This is a genomic window from Epibacterium sp. HA2-3 (assembly GCF_055693725.2).
This window is the reverse complement of record NZ_CM172490.1, coordinates 881,219-897,175: the sequence shown is the minus strand read 5'-3', so window position 1 is coordinate 897,175 and position 15,957 is coordinate 881,219. Positions and strand designations below refer to the sequence as shown.

The 15,957-nt window shown below is 61.4% G+C and carries 13 protein-coding genes and 4 tRNA genes; 2 read left to right on the top strand and 15 right to left on the bottom strand.

Annotated features, from left to right (window positions below):
• Window positions 1-55: 55 nt before the first annotated feature.
• The 12 genes from ACZ1HH_RS04175 to ugpB form a co-directional block, all read right to left on the bottom strand.
• Window positions 56-132: transfer RNA gene (locus ACZ1HH_RS04175), tRNA-Asp, on the bottom strand.
• An 82-nt stretch (window positions 133-214) separates the two neighbouring features.
• Window positions 215-291 (bottom strand) — tRNA-Asp (locus tag ACZ1HH_RS04170).
• 82 nt (window positions 292-373) lie between these two features.
• Window positions 374-450, bottom strand: a tRNA-Asp gene (locus ACZ1HH_RS04165).
• Between the two features lie 353 nt (window positions 451-803).
• Window positions 804-879, bottom strand: a tRNA-Val gene (locus ACZ1HH_RS04160).
• A 78-nt stretch (window positions 880-957) separates the two neighbouring features.
• Window positions 958-1,533: a histidine phosphatase family protein gene (locus tag ACZ1HH_RS04155; RefSeq protein ID WP_472635947.1), complete on the bottom strand. Its 576-nt coding sequence runs from the start codon at window positions 1,531-1,533 to the stop codon at window positions 958-960.
• Window positions 1,534-1,605: 72 nt separating this feature from the next.
• Window positions 1,606-3,252: a Na/Pi cotransporter family protein gene (locus ACZ1HH_RS04150; protein WP_472635946.1), complete on the bottom strand. Its 1,647-nt coding sequence runs from the start codon at window positions 3,250-3,252 to the stop codon at window positions 1,606-1,608.
• A 58-nt stretch (window positions 3,253-3,310) separates the two neighbouring features.
• Entirely contained in the window at window positions 3,311-4,231 is a 921-nt protein-coding gene (locus ACZ1HH_RS04145) for an HAD-IIA family hydrolase (protein WP_472635945.1), read from the bottom strand.
• Window positions 4,232-4,234: 3 nt separating this feature from the next.
• A complete protein-coding gene (locus ACZ1HH_RS04140; RefSeq protein WP_472635944.1) occupies window positions 4,235-5,182 on the bottom strand; it encodes a glycerophosphodiester phosphodiesterase family protein in 948 nt (315 codons plus the stop codon).
• The gene (locus ACZ1HH_RS04135) at window positions 5,179-6,234 is read right to left on the bottom strand and encodes a sn-glycerol-3-phosphate import ATP-binding protein UgpC (protein ID WP_472635943.1); all 1,056 of its coding nucleotides are present in this window, start codon (window positions 6,232-6,234) and stop codon (window positions 5,179-5,181) included. The genes ACZ1HH_RS04140 and ACZ1HH_RS04135 overlap by 4 nt, the downstream gene beginning before the upstream one ends.
• 8 nt (window positions 6,235-6,242) lie before the next feature.
• Window positions 6,243-7,094, bottom strand: coding sequence for a sn-glycerol-3-phosphate ABC transporter permease UgpE (gene ugpE, locus ACZ1HH_RS04130; protein ID WP_011538196.1), 852 nt, complete (start codon window positions 7,092-7,094; stop codon window positions 6,243-6,245).
• The gene (gene ugpA / locus ACZ1HH_RS04125; RefSeq protein WP_011538195.1) at window positions 7,094-7,975 is read right to left on the bottom strand and encodes a sn-glycerol-3-phosphate ABC transporter permease UgpA; all 882 of its coding nucleotides are present in this window, start codon (window positions 7,973-7,975) and stop codon (window positions 7,094-7,096) included. Before ugpA ends, ugpE begins: the two co-directional genes overlap by 1 nt.
• Window positions 7,976-8,066: 91 nt before the next feature.
• A complete protein-coding gene (gene ugpB, locus ACZ1HH_RS04120) occupies window positions 8,067-9,371 on the bottom strand; it encodes a sn-glycerol-3-phosphate ABC transporter substrate-binding protein UgpB (protein ID WP_011538194.1) in 1,305 nt (434 codons plus the stop codon).
• Between the two features lie 145 nt (window positions 9,372-9,516).
• On the opposite strand from ugpB, the gene ACZ1HH_RS04115 reads away from it, so the two are divergent.
• Complete coding sequence (locus ACZ1HH_RS04115) at window positions 9,517-10,425, top strand: LysR substrate-binding domain-containing protein (protein ID WP_472635942.1); 909 nt, start codon at window positions 9,517-9,519, stop codon at window positions 10,423-10,425.
• A gap of 224 nt (window positions 10,426-10,649) precedes the next feature.
• Here the strand turns inward: ACZ1HH_RS04115 and ACZ1HH_RS04110 are convergent, their stop codons facing one another.
• The 3 genes from ACZ1HH_RS04110 to ACZ1HH_RS04100 are packed head-to-tail and all read right to left on the bottom strand — an operon-like array spanning window position 10,650 to window position 14,913.
• Complete coding sequence (locus tag ACZ1HH_RS04110; RefSeq protein WP_472635941.1) at window positions 10,650-12,134, bottom strand: aldehyde dehydrogenase family protein; 1,485 nt, start codon at window positions 12,132-12,134, stop codon at window positions 10,650-10,652.
• The gene (locus tag ACZ1HH_RS04105; protein WP_487320389.1) at window positions 12,131-13,306 is read right to left on the bottom strand and encodes a mandelate racemase/muconate lactonizing enzyme family protein; all 1,176 of its coding nucleotides are present in this window, start codon (window positions 13,304-13,306) and stop codon (window positions 12,131-12,133) included. The genes ACZ1HH_RS04110 and ACZ1HH_RS04105 overlap by 4 nt, the downstream gene beginning before the upstream one ends.
• The gene (locus tag ACZ1HH_RS04100; RefSeq protein ID WP_472637296.1) at window positions 13,303-14,913 is read right to left on the bottom strand and encodes a GMC family oxidoreductase; all 1,611 of its coding nucleotides are present in this window, start codon (window positions 14,911-14,913) and stop codon (window positions 13,303-13,305) included. The genes ACZ1HH_RS04105 and ACZ1HH_RS04100 overlap by 4 nt, the downstream gene beginning before the upstream one ends.
• 116 nt (window positions 14,914-15,029) lie before the next feature.
• Between ACZ1HH_RS04100 and ACZ1HH_RS04095 the strand changes: the two genes are divergently transcribed.
• Window positions 15,030-15,917, top strand: a complete 888-nt coding sequence (locus tag ACZ1HH_RS04095) for a LysR substrate-binding domain-containing protein (RefSeq protein WP_011538189.1) — start codon at window positions 15,030-15,032, stop codon at window positions 15,915-15,917.
• Window positions 15,918-15,957 lie beyond the last annotated feature (40 nt).

Below are 15,957 nucleotides of genomic sequence, written 5' to 3'. Positions count from 1 at the left end.
GCGCTCTCTTGCGCCGCCGGAATTCTATCAACAGAGAATTGGGAAGGGATGAAAGTGGCGCGGTTGACGGGGCTCGAACCCGCGACCCCCGGCGTGACAGGCCGGTACTCTAACCAACTGAGCTACAACCGCGCATTTTCAGTGCTGACCTCGGCCAGCTACTCCCTTCCGGGACGGTCCTGTTCCTCTTGCGAGCCCCCAGGCGGGGTGAAAGTGGCGCGGTTGACGGGGCTCGAACCCGCGACCCCCGGCGTGACAGGCCGGTACTCTAACCAACTGAGCTACAACCGCACTTTCAATGCTGACCTTTGCCAGCGCGTTCCCTCCGGGACGGTCCTGACCCTCTTGCGAGGCCCTTCAGGCAGGGCAACAGTGGCGCGGTTGACGGGGCTCGAACCCGCGACCCCCGGCGTGACAGGCCGGTACTCTAACCAACTGAGCTACAACCGCTTGCTGTTGCGTCCAGCGCCGTGTCTGAACGTTGGGGTGTAATATTCGCAGGTCGCGGGGGGCGTCAAGCGCAGAAATGCCATTTTCCGAGGTTTCCACTGAAAAAAATGACGAAAGGAAATAAGCGCCTGAAAAGAATTGCAAATACCGCGCTTTGAGCCGTGCACCGCGAGAGGACATCTGAAACTCTGCCGCCCCGCCCGCGTGGTGGTGGCAAAAACATCGAATATACGCTGGAGCCGGCCTCGACGGAACTGCGGCCCCACCTCTACAGCGGCTCGCAAGTGCGCACTTCGCACGTCACAACATCGAAGCGATACTTCGGTATAGAGAACATCAAGGAAAGGGAGGAATGGTGGGTCGTGAGAGGCTCGAACTCCCGACATCTTCGGTGTAAACGAAGCGCTCTACCAACTGAGCTAACGACCCGGTGAGCGGGGATTTAGAGAATGCTGAAAGAAAGTGCAAGAGGGCATCGCGAGGTTTTTTGAGAAAAAGTGCCCGCCCCTAACGCAGGACCGTTTCCTGCCCCTGTTCAAGCACATAGACGCAGCCCTGCTCATTGGGGAGAGCTGCCATCTCGTCACGCTCAAGTCCGCAGATGAGGCCCCGCACCACCTGCCCCAAAAGCCCATGCGCCACCAGAACGGATGGCTGCTCGAGGCGCCGCAACAGGGCAAGCACCCGATCATGCAGGGACGCATATCCCTCGCCTTCGGGGGCCGCGCAGAAGAGGTCGAGATGCGTCATGGCCTGGGCATCGACCTGCGGAAACTGCGCCGCGATCTCGTCAATGGTGAGGCCCTGGAACCGGCCTGCGTGCACTTCTGCGAGAGCTGGCTCAGTCTCATAACCCCGCCCAGAAAGCGCGATACGGGCTGTGTGCTGTGCCCGGCGCAGCGGCGAAACAAAGCAAGGCGGCTGATGCGCCTGCAGGATCGGCGTCATGAGCTCGGCCTGGCGGTGAGCATGCGTGATACCGAGCTCCGTCAGATCCGATTCCAACTGCCCCTGCACCCGACGCTCTGCGTTCCATTCGGTCTGGCCATGGCGCAGGAACCAGATCTTTGGGAAGTCTTTCATTTCAATACCTTGCTATAGAAATTCGCCCGCTCCCGCATCAGAGGGAACAGGAGGCAGGCGGCATCAGACAGGTCAGCCCTGCGAGGACAGGCGACTGGACAGCAGATCACCGGATTCGTCGAGGATCGGATAACCTGCCATCGCAAAAGAGGTATTGACCTGCTTGAGAATGCGCAAGGTTTCCTGATGGATTGCGCTGGTCTCGATGCTTTCGCTGACGCCTTCGCGAAGGCGCGACAGGTGTTTGCTCTGCAGTTTTTGTTCGGCGGTTCGGATGCTTTCCTTTTCGGCCACCAGCTCGCGCGCATCATCGGGGTTGCGGGTCATCATGACCGTTAGCGCGAGTTGAACATTGGCTTGAATGCGGTCCATGAAATCGTTGATTTCCTGCTGGCCACTCTTGGAAAAGCTGATCCCTTCAAGCGAGAGCTTGCGCGCCAGATCGGTCATTTTGCGGGCCACCTGATCGGCGGCCGCCTCCAGGTTGGCGGCCATGAGCGATGCCTCGATCGCGCCATTGACGGCGCTGTCATCCAGCTTGTGACGGTTCATCCCCGCCAGATAGAGCTTGAGGTCGAGATGCATCTGCCGCAGTGCCTTATCCTCGTCACGGATCGCCTCGGCAACGCGGTCATCCCAGACTTCATAGAGCCCCATGGCCGCAACCAGCATTTTCTCGATGACTTCGCCCATGCGCAACAGCTCGCGCGCGGCACAGTTCAGCGCACGCGGCGGGTCCTCGAGCGCGGCGGGGTCCAAGGCCGTCATCCCGCGCCCCAGAGATTGAACATTGGGGTCGCGCATCACCCGCTCGCTCATGCGGGCGATGAGCCCCACAAAGGGCAGCGCCAGCAGACAGAGCACAAGATTGAAAACCAGATGCAGCCCCATCACCTGCCCGGCAGCCGCCTGCCCGAGCCACGTGGGGTCCAGAAGGTTCATGTTCAGCGCCAAGAGCACCGCAAGCGCTCCGCCGCCTCGCAAGACGAGATTGGCGCTCACGATACGCCGCGCGCGCACATCGGCAGCAAGCGTCAGCACAAAGGCGATCATGGCGCCGCCAAGGTTGGCGCCAAGCACCATCGCCATCGCCGCCATCGGCGGCAGCGCGCCCTGGGCGACCATGGTGACAAACAACAAGATCGCCGCAACGCTGGAGTGCACCACCCAGGCAAAGATCGCCCCGAGAATAAAGGCCGTAAACAGGTCGGAATCGAGATACCCCAGTACCGCGACAGCGCCCTTGCTCTCGATGATTGGTGCTGTGGCGGTGCGCAGCATGTCGAGCGAGACAAAAATCAGCGCAAGCCCGATCAGGATACGCCCGGTCTGGCGCAGTTTACGCTGTTCGCTGCGCAGGAACAGCGCCACCCCCACCAGAAGGAGCGCAGGCACCAGAATGCCTGGACGGGCCAGAAGGATCTGCGCCACAAGGGCAGAGCCAAGATCCGCCCCGAGCAACATGGCAATCCCAACCGCGATACTGAGCGCGCCCTTGCTGGCAAAGTTCGATACCAGCATGGCCACGGCGGTGGAGCTCTGCAGCATCATAGCCGACACCAGCCCCGAAAAAGCGGCCAGCAGGCGATTGTCAGAGGCGCGCCTTAGCCCCTGTCTCAGCTGCGTGGCAAAGGCACGCTCCACACCGGTGCGCACCAGACGCACCGCCCACAACAATAGCGCCGCAGCGCCCGCGATCTGAATCAAAAATGCCGTCAATCCTATCTTCCGTCCTCGTTCTGGGTTGGGCCATGGCCCAACGTATTTTTCGACGAGTTTATGTTGTCGAGACGATCCAACTCGGCCGAATTGCGCTCTTTTCGATGTATGGCGCGACATCATGGCCCTTAAAAAGGCCATGATCGGTGATCAGGATGGAGCCGATCCCTGCCGCCGCGCCTCCCAGAACATCCGTGTGCAGCGTATCGCCGACCATTGCAATACGCGTGCGCTCAATGCCAGAGAGCCGCGCGAGTGCCGCATCAAAGGCGTTGCCAAAGGGTTTGCCAAAAAACGCTGCAGGCTGACCGGTGCGCTCGGTCAGCTCCTGCGCGATCAGGCCCGGCTCCATCGAAAGGCCATCCTCGCGCGGGGCGACGAGATCGGGGTTTGCGACCACCAGAGGACGCGGAGACGCCATCAATGCCTCGGTGAGCGCGTCTGTGTCGGCCGTGCTCCAGCGTGCAGAGGACAGGAGCAGAAAGCCACCCGCGCTTTGCAAGAGCTCCGGCCGCTCTGCCAGATGCGCGATTTCAGCGCCACTGGGGGCATCGCTGAAATCATCACCTGCGGCGGCGGCGGCGGCCCAACAGGTGCCCGCCGGGAGTGCGGGCAGACCGGCAAAGGCCACATCGCGGCTTGAGACCACTTCTGACGCGTCAAAGTCAAAGCCGAGCCGGTGATATTTCGCCAGCACCTCTGCGCGCGTGTAGCTTGCCGCATTGGTCAGCACCACCAGCCTTTTACCAAGCGCCCTGAGTGCTGCCATGCGCTCCACCGCGCCCGCAATTGCGGTCTCGCCCCGGTTCAAAACCCCAAAGGCATCGAGGATATAGGCGTCATAATCTCCGACGGTGTCGCCAAGATCTCCTCCCCGCCGTGAGGCCGCCGCAAAACTGGCCTCGGGCAGGGTTGCGCGCACGCTCTCATAGCGCTGAAACGCCCAGTCAGTGCCGATATCTGTACTTTGGCCCGCCATGGATCAGACCGCGACCGGCGGTGTCGACACCCGCGCGCTCCAGCCAAGGCCGCGCTCGAGCAGCAGGCGCTGCACACGGCCCGGATAATCGGTCACGATGCCATCAACACCGGCCTCGATCATGGCCACAATGTCGTCCACCTCGTTGACCGTCCAGACAACAACCGGCAGCGACAAGGCGCGCGCCTCGTCCAACAGCTCGGGGGTGACGTCCTCAAACCAGGGGCACCACATCTGCCCTCCGGCCTTGGCCACCACCTCTGGCAGGCTGCCTGCCTTGGTGACACCGTCTGGCTGGCAGCTGGCCCCCTCTCCGCGCGGCGCCTCGGACAGATAGGAGGTCGGCATCTCTGGTGCTTGACGGCGACACTCATCAAGGAGCGCCCAGTCAAAGCTGTGGAGTGCCGTCCGTTCCGTCAGGCCATGCGCGCGCACCACATCCACCACGGCAGCAACCTGTGCGCTCCGCAAGGCGTCGATGTCGGGATCACTGAGGTCTGTTTTCAGCTCCAGAAGCAGCGAGACATGGGCGTATTGCGGCTCCTGGACGAGGGCACAGAGCTCTGCGAGCGTGGGCATCACCGCGCCACTCAAGAAGGCCTGATCCGGAAAGCGGCGTCCATAGTCGGAGCGGCTATCAAGCCCGCCCACATCCAGATCGCGCAGCTCTTTCAGGGTAAGATCCGCAACCTTAATGTCTTCACGTTGCAGCCAAGCCCCCTGCCCGTCCCGCACCGCTGACGGCAACAAGGCGTGGTTGTGGGTGATGACCGGCACGCCATCGGATGACATCACGACGTCGAACTCCAGCACATCGACGCCGATGTCGAAAGTGAAACGAAACCCTTCCAGCGTGTTTTCGGGCATGACACCACGCGCGCCGCGGTGGCCGATCACACGGATCAGCCCCGCGCCGCCGCGATAGGCGTCGACCTGGGGAAAGGCGGTCATTCCGCCACCCGCTTGCCGGTCTGCGGATCAAACATATGCAGGTTCTCCGGCGCGATTGAAAACCGCATCAGGGTGCCAGGGGCGGCTGTTACATGACCGGGCATGCTGGCGACACATTCTGCATCGGTTCCGTTGAGGTGGCCATGCAGAAGCGTGATCGCGCCGAGTTGCTCGCAGAGCTGCACGTTGACCTCAACGGGGCCGTTATCATCTGCCACAAGATGCTCCGGGCGCAAACCCAGTGTCACCTTGCCCGCGGCCGACCCGCCGCCCGCAAGCCGCGCTCCATTCTCGAGCGTGACCATGCCGGCGTCAATCTCGGCAGGCAGGAAGTTCATAGAAGGTGAGCCGATGAACCCAGCCACAAAGAGCGTCGCGGGACGGTCATAAAGTTCAATCGGGGTGCCGAACTGTTCGACATAGCCGCCATTGAGCACCATCAGCCGATCGCCAAGCGTCATGGCCTCGACCTGATCGTGGGTCACATAGATCGAGGTCACGCCGAGGCGCTGCTGCAGTTTGCGGATCTCAAGACGCATCTGCACCCGCAGCTTGGCGTCGAGGTTCGACAAGGGTTCGTCAAACAGGAACACCTGCGGGTCGCGCACAATGGCGCGTCCCATCGCCACACGCTGTCGCTGCCCGCCCGAGAGCTGGCGCGGCTTGCGGTCGAGATACTGCCCGATCTCGAGGATCTCGGCGGCTTCTTCGACGCGACGGTTGATGTCCGCCTTGCTGTTGCCACGGATCTTGAGACCGTAGCCCATGTTTTCGCGCACCGACATATGCGGATAAAGCGCGTAGTTCTGAAACACCATCGCAATGTCGCGGTTGGCGGGTTCCAGATCATTGACCACCCGGTCGCCGATCTTGATGTCGCCAGAGGTGACGGTCTCAAGCCCTGCGATCATGCGCAGGAGGGTAGATTTACCGCAGCCCGACGGGCCGACGATCACGATGAACTCGCCATCGTTGATTTCACCGTCGATGTGATGGAGGACCTCGGTGTCACCGTAGGATTTCACAAGATCCTTGAGAGTAATGCTTGCCATGGGGATGCCTATTTATCTGTCTCGGTGAGGCCCTGAACAAAGAGCTTCTGCATTGCGATCACGACGAAGACCGGCGGGATCATCGCCAAAAGAGCGGTCATCATGATGATGTTCCATTGCGGAGATTGCTCTGCGGCCTCCAGCATCTGTTTGATGCTCATGACGATGGTGGTCATGTCAGTGTCGGTGGTGATCAGCAAGGGCCAGAGATACTGGTTCCAGCCGTAGATGAACAAGATCACGAAGAGCGCCGCGATATTGGTGCGGCTGAGTGGGATCACGATGTCCCAGAAGAACCGCATCGGCCCAGCGCCATCAATGCGCGCGCTCTCGAGCATTTCATCAGGGATCGTCAGGAACACCTGCCGGAACATGAAGGTCGCCGTGGCCGAGGCAATCAGCGGGATCGAAAGACCCCAGTAGCTGTTGAGCATGCCAAGATCCGCGACCACCTCGAATGTGGGCAGGATACGCACCTCGACCGGCAGCATCAGCGTGATGAAGATCAGCCAGAAGAACCCCATGCGGAAGGGGAACTTGAAGTAGACGATGGCAAAGGCGGAAATCAGCGAAATCGCGATCTTGCCCAGCGAGATCAGCATCGCCATCGCCAGAGAGTTCAACAACATCCGCCAGACCGGGGCGATCTCGGTGCCCGAAAGCCCCGAGCCAAACAACGTCTGCTTGAAGTTTTCCCAGAAGTAGCTGCCCGGCAAAAGCGGAATAGGTGCCTGTGTCATGCGCACCGCATCATGGGTGGCGGCCACAAAGGTGATCCAGATGGGCAGCGCCACGATCGCGATGCCGAGGATCAGGATAATGTGGCTGACGATGTTCAGGATGGGTCTATTTTCAACCATCAGTACTGCACCCTTCTCTCGACAAAGCGGAACTGGACCACGGTCATGGCAATGACCAGCACCATCAGGATCACCGATTGCGCGGCAGAGCCGCCGAGATCAAGCCCGACAAAGCCGTCGTTGAACACCTTGTAAACAAGGATCGTGGTGGAATTTGCGGGACCGCCCTGCGTCACCGCGTGGATAATACCGAAGGTGTCAAAGAAGGCGTAGACCGCGTTGATGACCAACAGGAAGAAGGTGGTCGGAGACACCAGCGGGAAGATGAAATCCTTGAACCGGCGGATTGGGCCTGCACCATCAATCGCCGCCGCCTCGATCACCGAGCGCGGAATGGCCTGCATTGCCGCAAGATAGAACAGGAAGTTATAGGCGATCTGCTTCCAAGCGGAGGCAAAGACCACCAGAGCCATCGCCTGATTGCCGTTGAGATAGTGGTTCCAGTCCACGCCGACAAAATCAAGGATATAGGGGAAGATCCCCAGCGTCGGGTTGAACATGAACACCCAAAGCGCACCCGCCAGAACCGGCGCCACGGCGTAGGGCCAGATCAGGAGTGTGCGATAGGCCGTCGCGCCGCGCACCACCCGGTCCGCGAAGCCCGCAAGAATCAGGGCCAGCGACATAGACAGGATCGCTACGGCAGCAGAAAAGAAGATCGTCCGGCCAAAGGTGGCCAGGTAGATATCGTCCTCAAACAACAGCTCGAAGTTCTCCAACCAGACGAATTCGGTCGACAAACCAAAGGCATCCTCGATGAGGAACGACTGATAGACCGCCTGTGCGGCGGGCCAGATGAAAAACACCAAAGTGATCGCGATTTGAGGCGCGACCAGTAGGTAGGGCAGCAGGGAAGATGGGAAATGGACGCGTTTCAGCATAGGCGCCTCATGGTCCTTTCTAGAAAAAGGATAGAAAACGGCCCTACCCGGCCCCGCAAATGCTGCGAGACCGGGTAGAGCCTTTGGGCGATTACTTCGCGGAGCGCTCGAATTTGCGCAGCAGCGCGTTACCACGCTCAACGGCGGCATCGAGGGCTTCGGAGGCGGTCTTGTCACCAGCCCAGAGCGCTTCGAGCTCTTCGTTGATCACGTCACGCACCTGCACGAAGTTGCCAAAGCGGATCCCGCGGGAGTTCGGCGTCGGCGCGTTCAGGCTCAGCTGCTTGATCGCGGTGTCGGTGCCAGGGTTTTCGTCATAGAAACCCTGCTCCTTGCTCAGCTCATAAGCGGCAGTGGTGATCGGCACATAGCCGGTTTCCTGGTGCCACCAGGCCTGAACTTCGGGCGAGGAAAGATAGGTCATGAACTGGGCCAGACCCTTGTATTCCTCGGCCTCGTGCCCGGCCAGCGCCCAGAGGGTCGCACCGCCGATGATGGAGTTCTGAGGCGCGTCCGCAACCGAGGTGTCGAGCGGCAGCATGGTCTGGCCAAATTCGAACTCTGCCTGCTCGACCATGGAGCCGTAATAGGCCGAGGAGTTCATCCACATCCCACATTCACCGTTGGTGAACAGCGGCAGGCTGTCGCCGCGACGGCCACCATATTTGAAGAGGTTGCCCTCGCTCATGGAGGCGATGTCCTCGAGGCGGGCCGCAACCTGCTCGTTGTTGAAGGTGAACTCGGTGTCGAACCCGGCAAAGCCGTTTTCCTTGGTACCCATCTCGATGTTGTGCCAGGCCGAGAAGTTCTCAACCATCACCCAGGACTGCCAACCGAAGGACAGGCCACACTCCATGCCGTTGTCGACCAGCGCTTGAGCAGCGGATTTCACGTCATCCCAGGTTTCCGGGACATCGACGCCAGCGGATTTGAAGGCATCGGCATTGTACCACAGAACCGGTGTCGAGCTGTTGAACGGCATCGACAGCAGTTCCCCCTCGGGGGTCTGGTAATAAGAAATCACCGCGGGCAGATAGTCGGATTTGTCAAAGGCTTCGCCCGCATCGGACATCATCTGCTCGATGGGGTAGATCGCCCCTTTGGCAGCCATCATGGTGGCGGTGCCCACTTCGAACACCTGCACGAGGTGCGGCTGCTCACCCGCGCGGAACGCGGCCACGGCGGCGGTCATGGTTTCAGTGTAGTTGCCCTTGTAGGTGGGCACGATTTTATACTCGGACTGGCTGGCGTTGAAGTCTGCCGCCATCTTGTCGATGCGCTCGCCATTGGCGCCGCCCATGGCGTGCCACCACTGGATTTCGGTCTCGGCCCAGGCGGCCCCGGCGGTCAGAGCGGTCGCCAGTGCGCAGCTCAGTGCAATTTTTGAAACACCCATTGTTATCTCCTCCAAAGGTCGTTCGAGGGGCAGCATTTGACAGGATGCGTCATAATTCAAGTGAAAGTTTCACAACAGTGACATAACAGTATATTATAAATACTGTCATCAGGCTTGAAAAAATCACCGCAGGAAGGACGCAACAGTGCAGTTTAAACTCCGCCAGCTTCAGGCTTTCAGGGCCGTTGCGGAAACCGGCAGCATCACCAAGGCGGCAGAGGCGCTTGGCGTCTCGCAGCCTGCAGTGAGTCGCCTGATTTCGGATTTTTCCGCGTCCATGGACCTGGAATTGTTCCAGCGCCGCCGCGGCATCCTCGAACCGACAAGCGATTCTCGCCATCTTCTGACCGAGGTGCGCCGGATTCTCGCAGGGCTTGATCACCTAGAAGATCTGCGCCGCGATCTGAAGGAACGCACGGGCGGGCACATGCGGATTGCCTGCCTGCCGGGATTTGCCACCTCTCATTTGCCTCAGGTTCTTGCGCAGTTTCTGAAGGAACGCCCCGGCGTCACCGTGGCGCTGGAACCCGACCGCCCCGAGCGCATCCTAGAGTGGATCATAGGAGAGCAATATGACTGTGGTATAACGGATGACTTTGCCGGCCACCCCGCCACCGAGAGCATTGATCTCTTTGTGCGTTCGGCCTGCATCCTGCCTCCGGGGCATCCGCTCGAGCACAAGACCATCATCACCCCGCGCGATCTGGCCGGTGAAAAACTCATTCATACCCGGCGCGACAGCGGCTTTTATCGTCGTCTGTCCCGGGCCTTTGCGGAATATGAAACGGAGATGAACAGCCTCATTGAGGTGCGCCAGTTTACCACTGCCTGCCTCATGGTGCGCGAGGGCGTGGGGGCCTCGGTGGTGAGTGCGCTGGACGCTGAGGGGTTTCGCGACAAAGGGATTGTGATCAAACCTTTCGAGCCAAAGATCCACCACCGGTTGTCGATCCTCTTCCCCAGCGCCGTCAGCGTGCCGCGCGTGGTGCGTGATTTTATGGATGTCTTTGTCGAAAGCCTCTCTCCGGTGCTGGCCTCACCCACACCGAAATAGGCGCGGGAGGCATGCGACTAGAGACCGTCTAAGTGGTCGCGATTGCGGTGTGGGAGAGCGGCGGAGGCCTGTCCTGTCGGGCCTCGGCGCCGGACATGCCGTCGCACGCGGACCTATTTCGCCCCGAAACATAAGTTAGGACACGTGCCAGTGCGCTGCTGACGCAATGGAACTCAAAGCGGCGTTGCGCCCCACCCGCATGGCGAGCGGGGCGCAGAGGGGCGTTATACTGCGAGGGTGATTGCCTTGGCGCGGGTGTAGGCATCGACGCCTTCCAGCCCTTTTTCGCGACCAAAGCCAGACTTGCGATTGCCGCCGAAGGGCAGTTCGATGCCCCCTGCCCAATAGTCGTTCACCGTCACCTGCCCGGCATCAATGCGGCGCGCCATGCGCAGGGCGGTTGAAATGTCCTTGGTGTAGATCCCCGCCGCCAGCGCAAACTCTGTACCATTGGCCAGAGCAAGTGCTTCGTCTTCGTCGTCGAAGACCTGCACGCCGAGCACGGGACCAAAGATTTCCTGCTGGATGGCCGGGTCATCCGCAGAGAGCGCGTCCAGAATTGTCGGTTCAAAGAACCAGCCCTTGCCCGTGGCAGGGTCTGTGGTTGCCTGACCGCCGCAAAGGATTTCGACACCACGGATGCGTGCGCGTTCAACGTGGCCGCTGATTGCCGCCTGATGACGTTCGGAGTTGAGTGCCCCCATATCCGGGTTGTGCAGCCCATGACCGAACCGCAGGGCCGTGGCCTTCTGCACCAGACGTTCGAGCACCTGCGCATGGAGGTCGCGGTGAATCACCAGCCGTGAGCCCGCCGAACAGATCTGCCCCGCGTTGGAAAAGATCGCCCAGAGCGCGCCCTCGGCGACTTTCTCGGCATCTGCATCTGCAAAGGCCACCAACGGGGATTTGCCGCCGAGTTCCAGCGTCAGACCGGTGACATTGGGGGCCACCGCCTGCATCACGCCAACGCCGGTCTGCACCGAACCGGTAAAGGTCACATGGCGCACCCGGGGATCGCGCACCAATGGCGCGCCTGCTTCCGGTCCGGTGCCGGTCACAACATTCACCACGCCCGCAGGCAACCCGGCGCGGATCAACAGCTCGGCAATCATCAGTGCCGTATAGGGTGTGGTTTCGGCCGGTTTCACCACCGCCGAACACCCCGCCGCAAGCGCCGGCGCGATCCCGCGCACCAGCGTCGAGCTGGGATAGTTCCACGGCACGATATGCGCCGTGACACCGACTGGTTCGCGCAGGGTGAAGGCCGCGTTGTCATTGCCGAGGTTCACGCTGCGCCCATCGAGCTTGTCTGCCGCGCCCGCATAATACTCAAAGAGCCGCGCCGAGCCCTGCACGTCGCCGTAGGCTTCGGCCAGCGTTTTGCCGCTATCAAGGCTCTCGACTACAGCCAGCCAGTCGGCTTCGGCGCGCATCAGGCGTGCGGCCTCCATCAACACCGCACAGCGCGTCGCCGGCGCGGTGTCGCGCCAGATTGCAAACCCCGCCACAGCGCTGCTGACCGCTCGGTCCACATCCACAGCGGTGCCAGCGGCAAAATCCCCAAAGACGGTGGCTCTGCCGGGATCAAAGCTCTCCATCCGGTTGCCGGTTTCCGCCGGAACAAAGCGACCGTCGATAAAGTGATCGCGCGGCAGATCCGACAGGCGTCCGTTGGCGAAATAGGTAGAGATTAAGGCGTCAACGCTCATTGGTCGTCCTCGCTGCATTTGTAGGTGGATTTGGCCAGCCACTCGGGGCAAATCTCCACGCCCCAACCGGGGGCGTCGGGGACAAGCGCTTGGCCATTGGTGATCTGGAAGGGATCATTTGCAAACAAGGTGCGCTGCCAGGGATAGTAGTCGTCGCCCTCGATGGAGAACTCCAGATAGCGGCCGGGATTGGGCAGCGCACGCATCAGGTGCATGGTGAAGAGCGTCACCAGCGACAGATTCGCCGCATGGGGCGTACAGGGCAGCCCCGCCGCATGGCCCATGCGGGCCACTTCCATGCTGCGCACCATCCCGCCGAGATAGAGGATATCCGGTTGGATGATGTCGACCACACGGTTCTCGATCATACGCTTCCAATGCTGCAGATCGCAGTCCTGCTCGCCCCCCGCCACATCGATCCCAAGCGCTTGGGTGACCTCGCGGGTCTGTTCCTGCTCCCAATAGGGACAGGGTTCTTCAAAATGCTCGTATCCGTTGGCCTCCAGCATTCTGCCGACCTCGATCGCGCGGGCGGGGCTGAAGCCAGAATTGCCGTCGACCAGCAAGGCAGCTTGCGCTCCCATCGCCTTGCGCATGGCGGGAATGATCGCCTCGGTGCGGCCCTCCCGTTCGTCACGGTCCTGACCGCATTCAGCCCCCACACGGACTTTGAAGGCGTCAAACCCATGCGCGTCGCGCAGCCTCTGCATGCGCTCGGCCTCGGCCTCAGGTGTGATGTCGCGGCGCATGGAGGAGGCATACGCCCGGACCGGCCCTGCAGACCCACCCAAAAGCTCTGCCACCGGCTTGCCCTGAGCTTTGCCGCGCCAGTCCCACACGGCGGTGTCGAGACCGGCCATGGCGCGGCGCAGATAGGTGCCGGGGAATTTATGTTCGCGCAGGGGAATTTCGGCAATCACCTCTTCCAGCGCATCCATACCCCGCCCGAGTGCCCAGGGCGCAACCTGCCGATGCAGGATCTCCGAGGTCAGATCGCTGTTGTAGGTGGAGACCTGCCCCCAGCCTTGGCTGCCATCCTCCGCAGTCACCCGCACAAAGCCAATGAGCGGCGTGCAGAAGGTTTCGATCTTGCTGATACGCGGGCCAGTGTCGTCGGCACCGCGCGCATGTGTCACCGGCATCGCGCCGGACGTGGAATAAGGCGTGCTCATGCGTCCTCCAGAATGAGATCGGCCGCGCGGGTGGCAAGCATCATGGTTGGGGCGTTGGTGTTGCCCGAGGTGATATTCGGAAAGACCGAGGCATCAACGACCCGCAGCCCCGCGACCCCATGCACCTTGAGCCGAGGGCAAACCACGGACTTGGTGCTGTCTGCACCCATGCGACAGGTGCCGACCGGGTGAAACACGGTGCCGCAGCGCGCGCGAAAGTCCGCTAGGATCTGCTCCGGTGTCATCTCGCGCAGATCCTCGCCCATGGGCGCGGCGATCAAGCGGCTGAGCGCCTCAGTCTTGGCGATCTTCTGACAGAGCAGCCCGCCTGCGATCACCTGCGCCTGATCTTCCTGAGCAGCCAGCGAGTCCGGCCTGATCCGGGGCGGCGCAAGCGCGTCGGCGGCGGAAATGTCGATCCGCCCCCGGCTGATGGGCCGGGTGGGCTGAAACCCAAGGATAAAGCCCGCAAAGGGGTCGGGCTGCACCACCGTGCGTTTGCCGTCCGGTGTGGTGGTATAGGTCACGGGGTTGAAGTAAAGCTGCTGATCAGCCGCCCGCTGCCCCGCATCCGAGCGAAAAAATCCACCACATTGGTTGACCGAGAGCGCGAGCGGCCCGCGCCGCGTGAGCGCATATTGCAGCGCTGCGCGGATCTTGCCATGGAGCGGCCTCAGCACGTTGTTGAGTGTGGGTTCGGTGGCACGGAAATAATAGTTTATGCCCAGATGATCCTGCAGGTTGCCACCTACATGAGGCGCATCCATCAGCGGCGCGATCCCATGCTCACGCAGCAGCTCCGCGGGGCCAAGCCCCGAGAGTTGCAAGATGCGCGGTGAATTTACAGCTCCTGCCGCGAGAATGATCTCTCGCCCGGCCTGCAAGGACTGCGCGCGCCCCTTGTGGACCACCTCGACGGAGGTGGCCCGCTTTCCCTCAAAGCCGATCCGCTCCACCAGAACGCCCGTCATCAGCGTCACATTTGCGCGCCGGAGCGCAGGAGCCAAACAGGCGCGCGCCGAATGCATCCTGCGACCACCGCTGGTGTTGATCCGGTAAACGCCCGCGCCTTCGGGGGTGATACCGTTCATATCGGGTGTCCGTGGCAGACCCAGCTCTTTCGCTGCGGCAAAGAAATGCCGGTTGGCCCGGTGGATCTGGTCCGAGACATCCTGAACGTGAATCGGCCCCTCGCCGGTGCGGGTGCCATCGACATCAAAGCGGCTCTCAAGGCGCTCATAGGTTTTCTGGACCGCGTCCCAGTTCCAGCCCGTCGCGCCCGCCTCTTCCCAATCGTCGAAATCGCGCGCCAGGCCACGGGCGTAGACAAGCGCATTGATCGCACCCGATCCCCCCACGACCTTGCCACGCGGCCAATATCCGGCGCGTCCGCCCAGTGTCTCTTCGGGTTCAGTCTGATATTTCCAGTTCACCGCCGGGTCATAGAAGGTCTTGCCGTAGCCAAGCGGCAGCGCGATCCATGGTGTGCGCGGGCGACCTCCGGCCTCCAGCACAAGCACACTATGGCGGCCATTGGCGCTCAGGCGCTCGGCCAGCACACAGCCCGCGGATCCGGCTCCCACAATGATATAGTCAAAGTCACGCATCGCGATGTTGGTCTCCATTCATCGCGCCAGCGTTACAGCTCCGGCTCCAATCCCCATAACGAAAAATAATTCGCCGTAACCTTAAAAATATTCGCAGATTGGTGTAGAGCAAAACCATGTATCAGGAATTGCCCCCTCTGCCATGGCTGCGCGCTTTTGATGCCAGCGCCCGGCTTGGAAACTTCACCCTCGCCGCCCAGGAGCTTGGGCTGACGCCCTCTGCAGTCAGCTACCAGGTGCGTGGACTTGAGGCGACGCTCGGCCACAAGCTCTTTGTGAGAAAGCAAAAATCGCTGTTTTTGACACGGCTGGGACAGGCTTACCTGCCCGTGGTGAGCAAGGCATTTGGCGATCTGGAGGCCACCACGTCGAACCTCTTTGGCAAGAGTGCCGCACAAGAAATCACGCTCAGGTGCCTGAGTTCGCTCAACATGCTGTGGCTTGCGCCGCGGCTTTCGCGTTTTCAGGCGCAGCACCCGGACTGCCGCCTGCGGGTGCTCTCGGCGCTTTGGGGTGAGACGCCAGAGGCGCTGCAGATCGACATCGACATTCGCTATGGCAATGGCAGTTGGTCAGATGGCGAGGTGACGCGTCTGATGCATCACGAGGTGCTCGCTGTCTGTGCGCCTGCGCTGCATCCCGGCCCCGATCCGCAGGCAATAGCGTCCTGCCCGCTGATTGAGGTGATTGGCGTCACCGACACATGGCATCACTTCTTTGCCCTGCATGGGCTCGCACCTCCCTCTTCTGGGCCGGCGTTGAAGGTCGACCAATCGCTGATCGCGCTTGAGCTCGCCACGCGAGGTATGGGCGTTGCACTGATCGCCCGTGTCTTTGCCCAGCGCTATCTGGAGAGCGGTGCCTTGGTGGAGGCCACGGACCTTGCCCTGCCCGCGCGCGAGGGGCACTACATCGTGCAGCCGGAGGCTCGCAATCACTTTCGCCCGGAGGTGGCGGCGCTCAAAGACTGGCTCTTGCAAGAGGCCGCGCAAACGGGCTGTTGATCACCCCCAGCGCAGGAGCGCACCGGGAGAAATCTGGTTT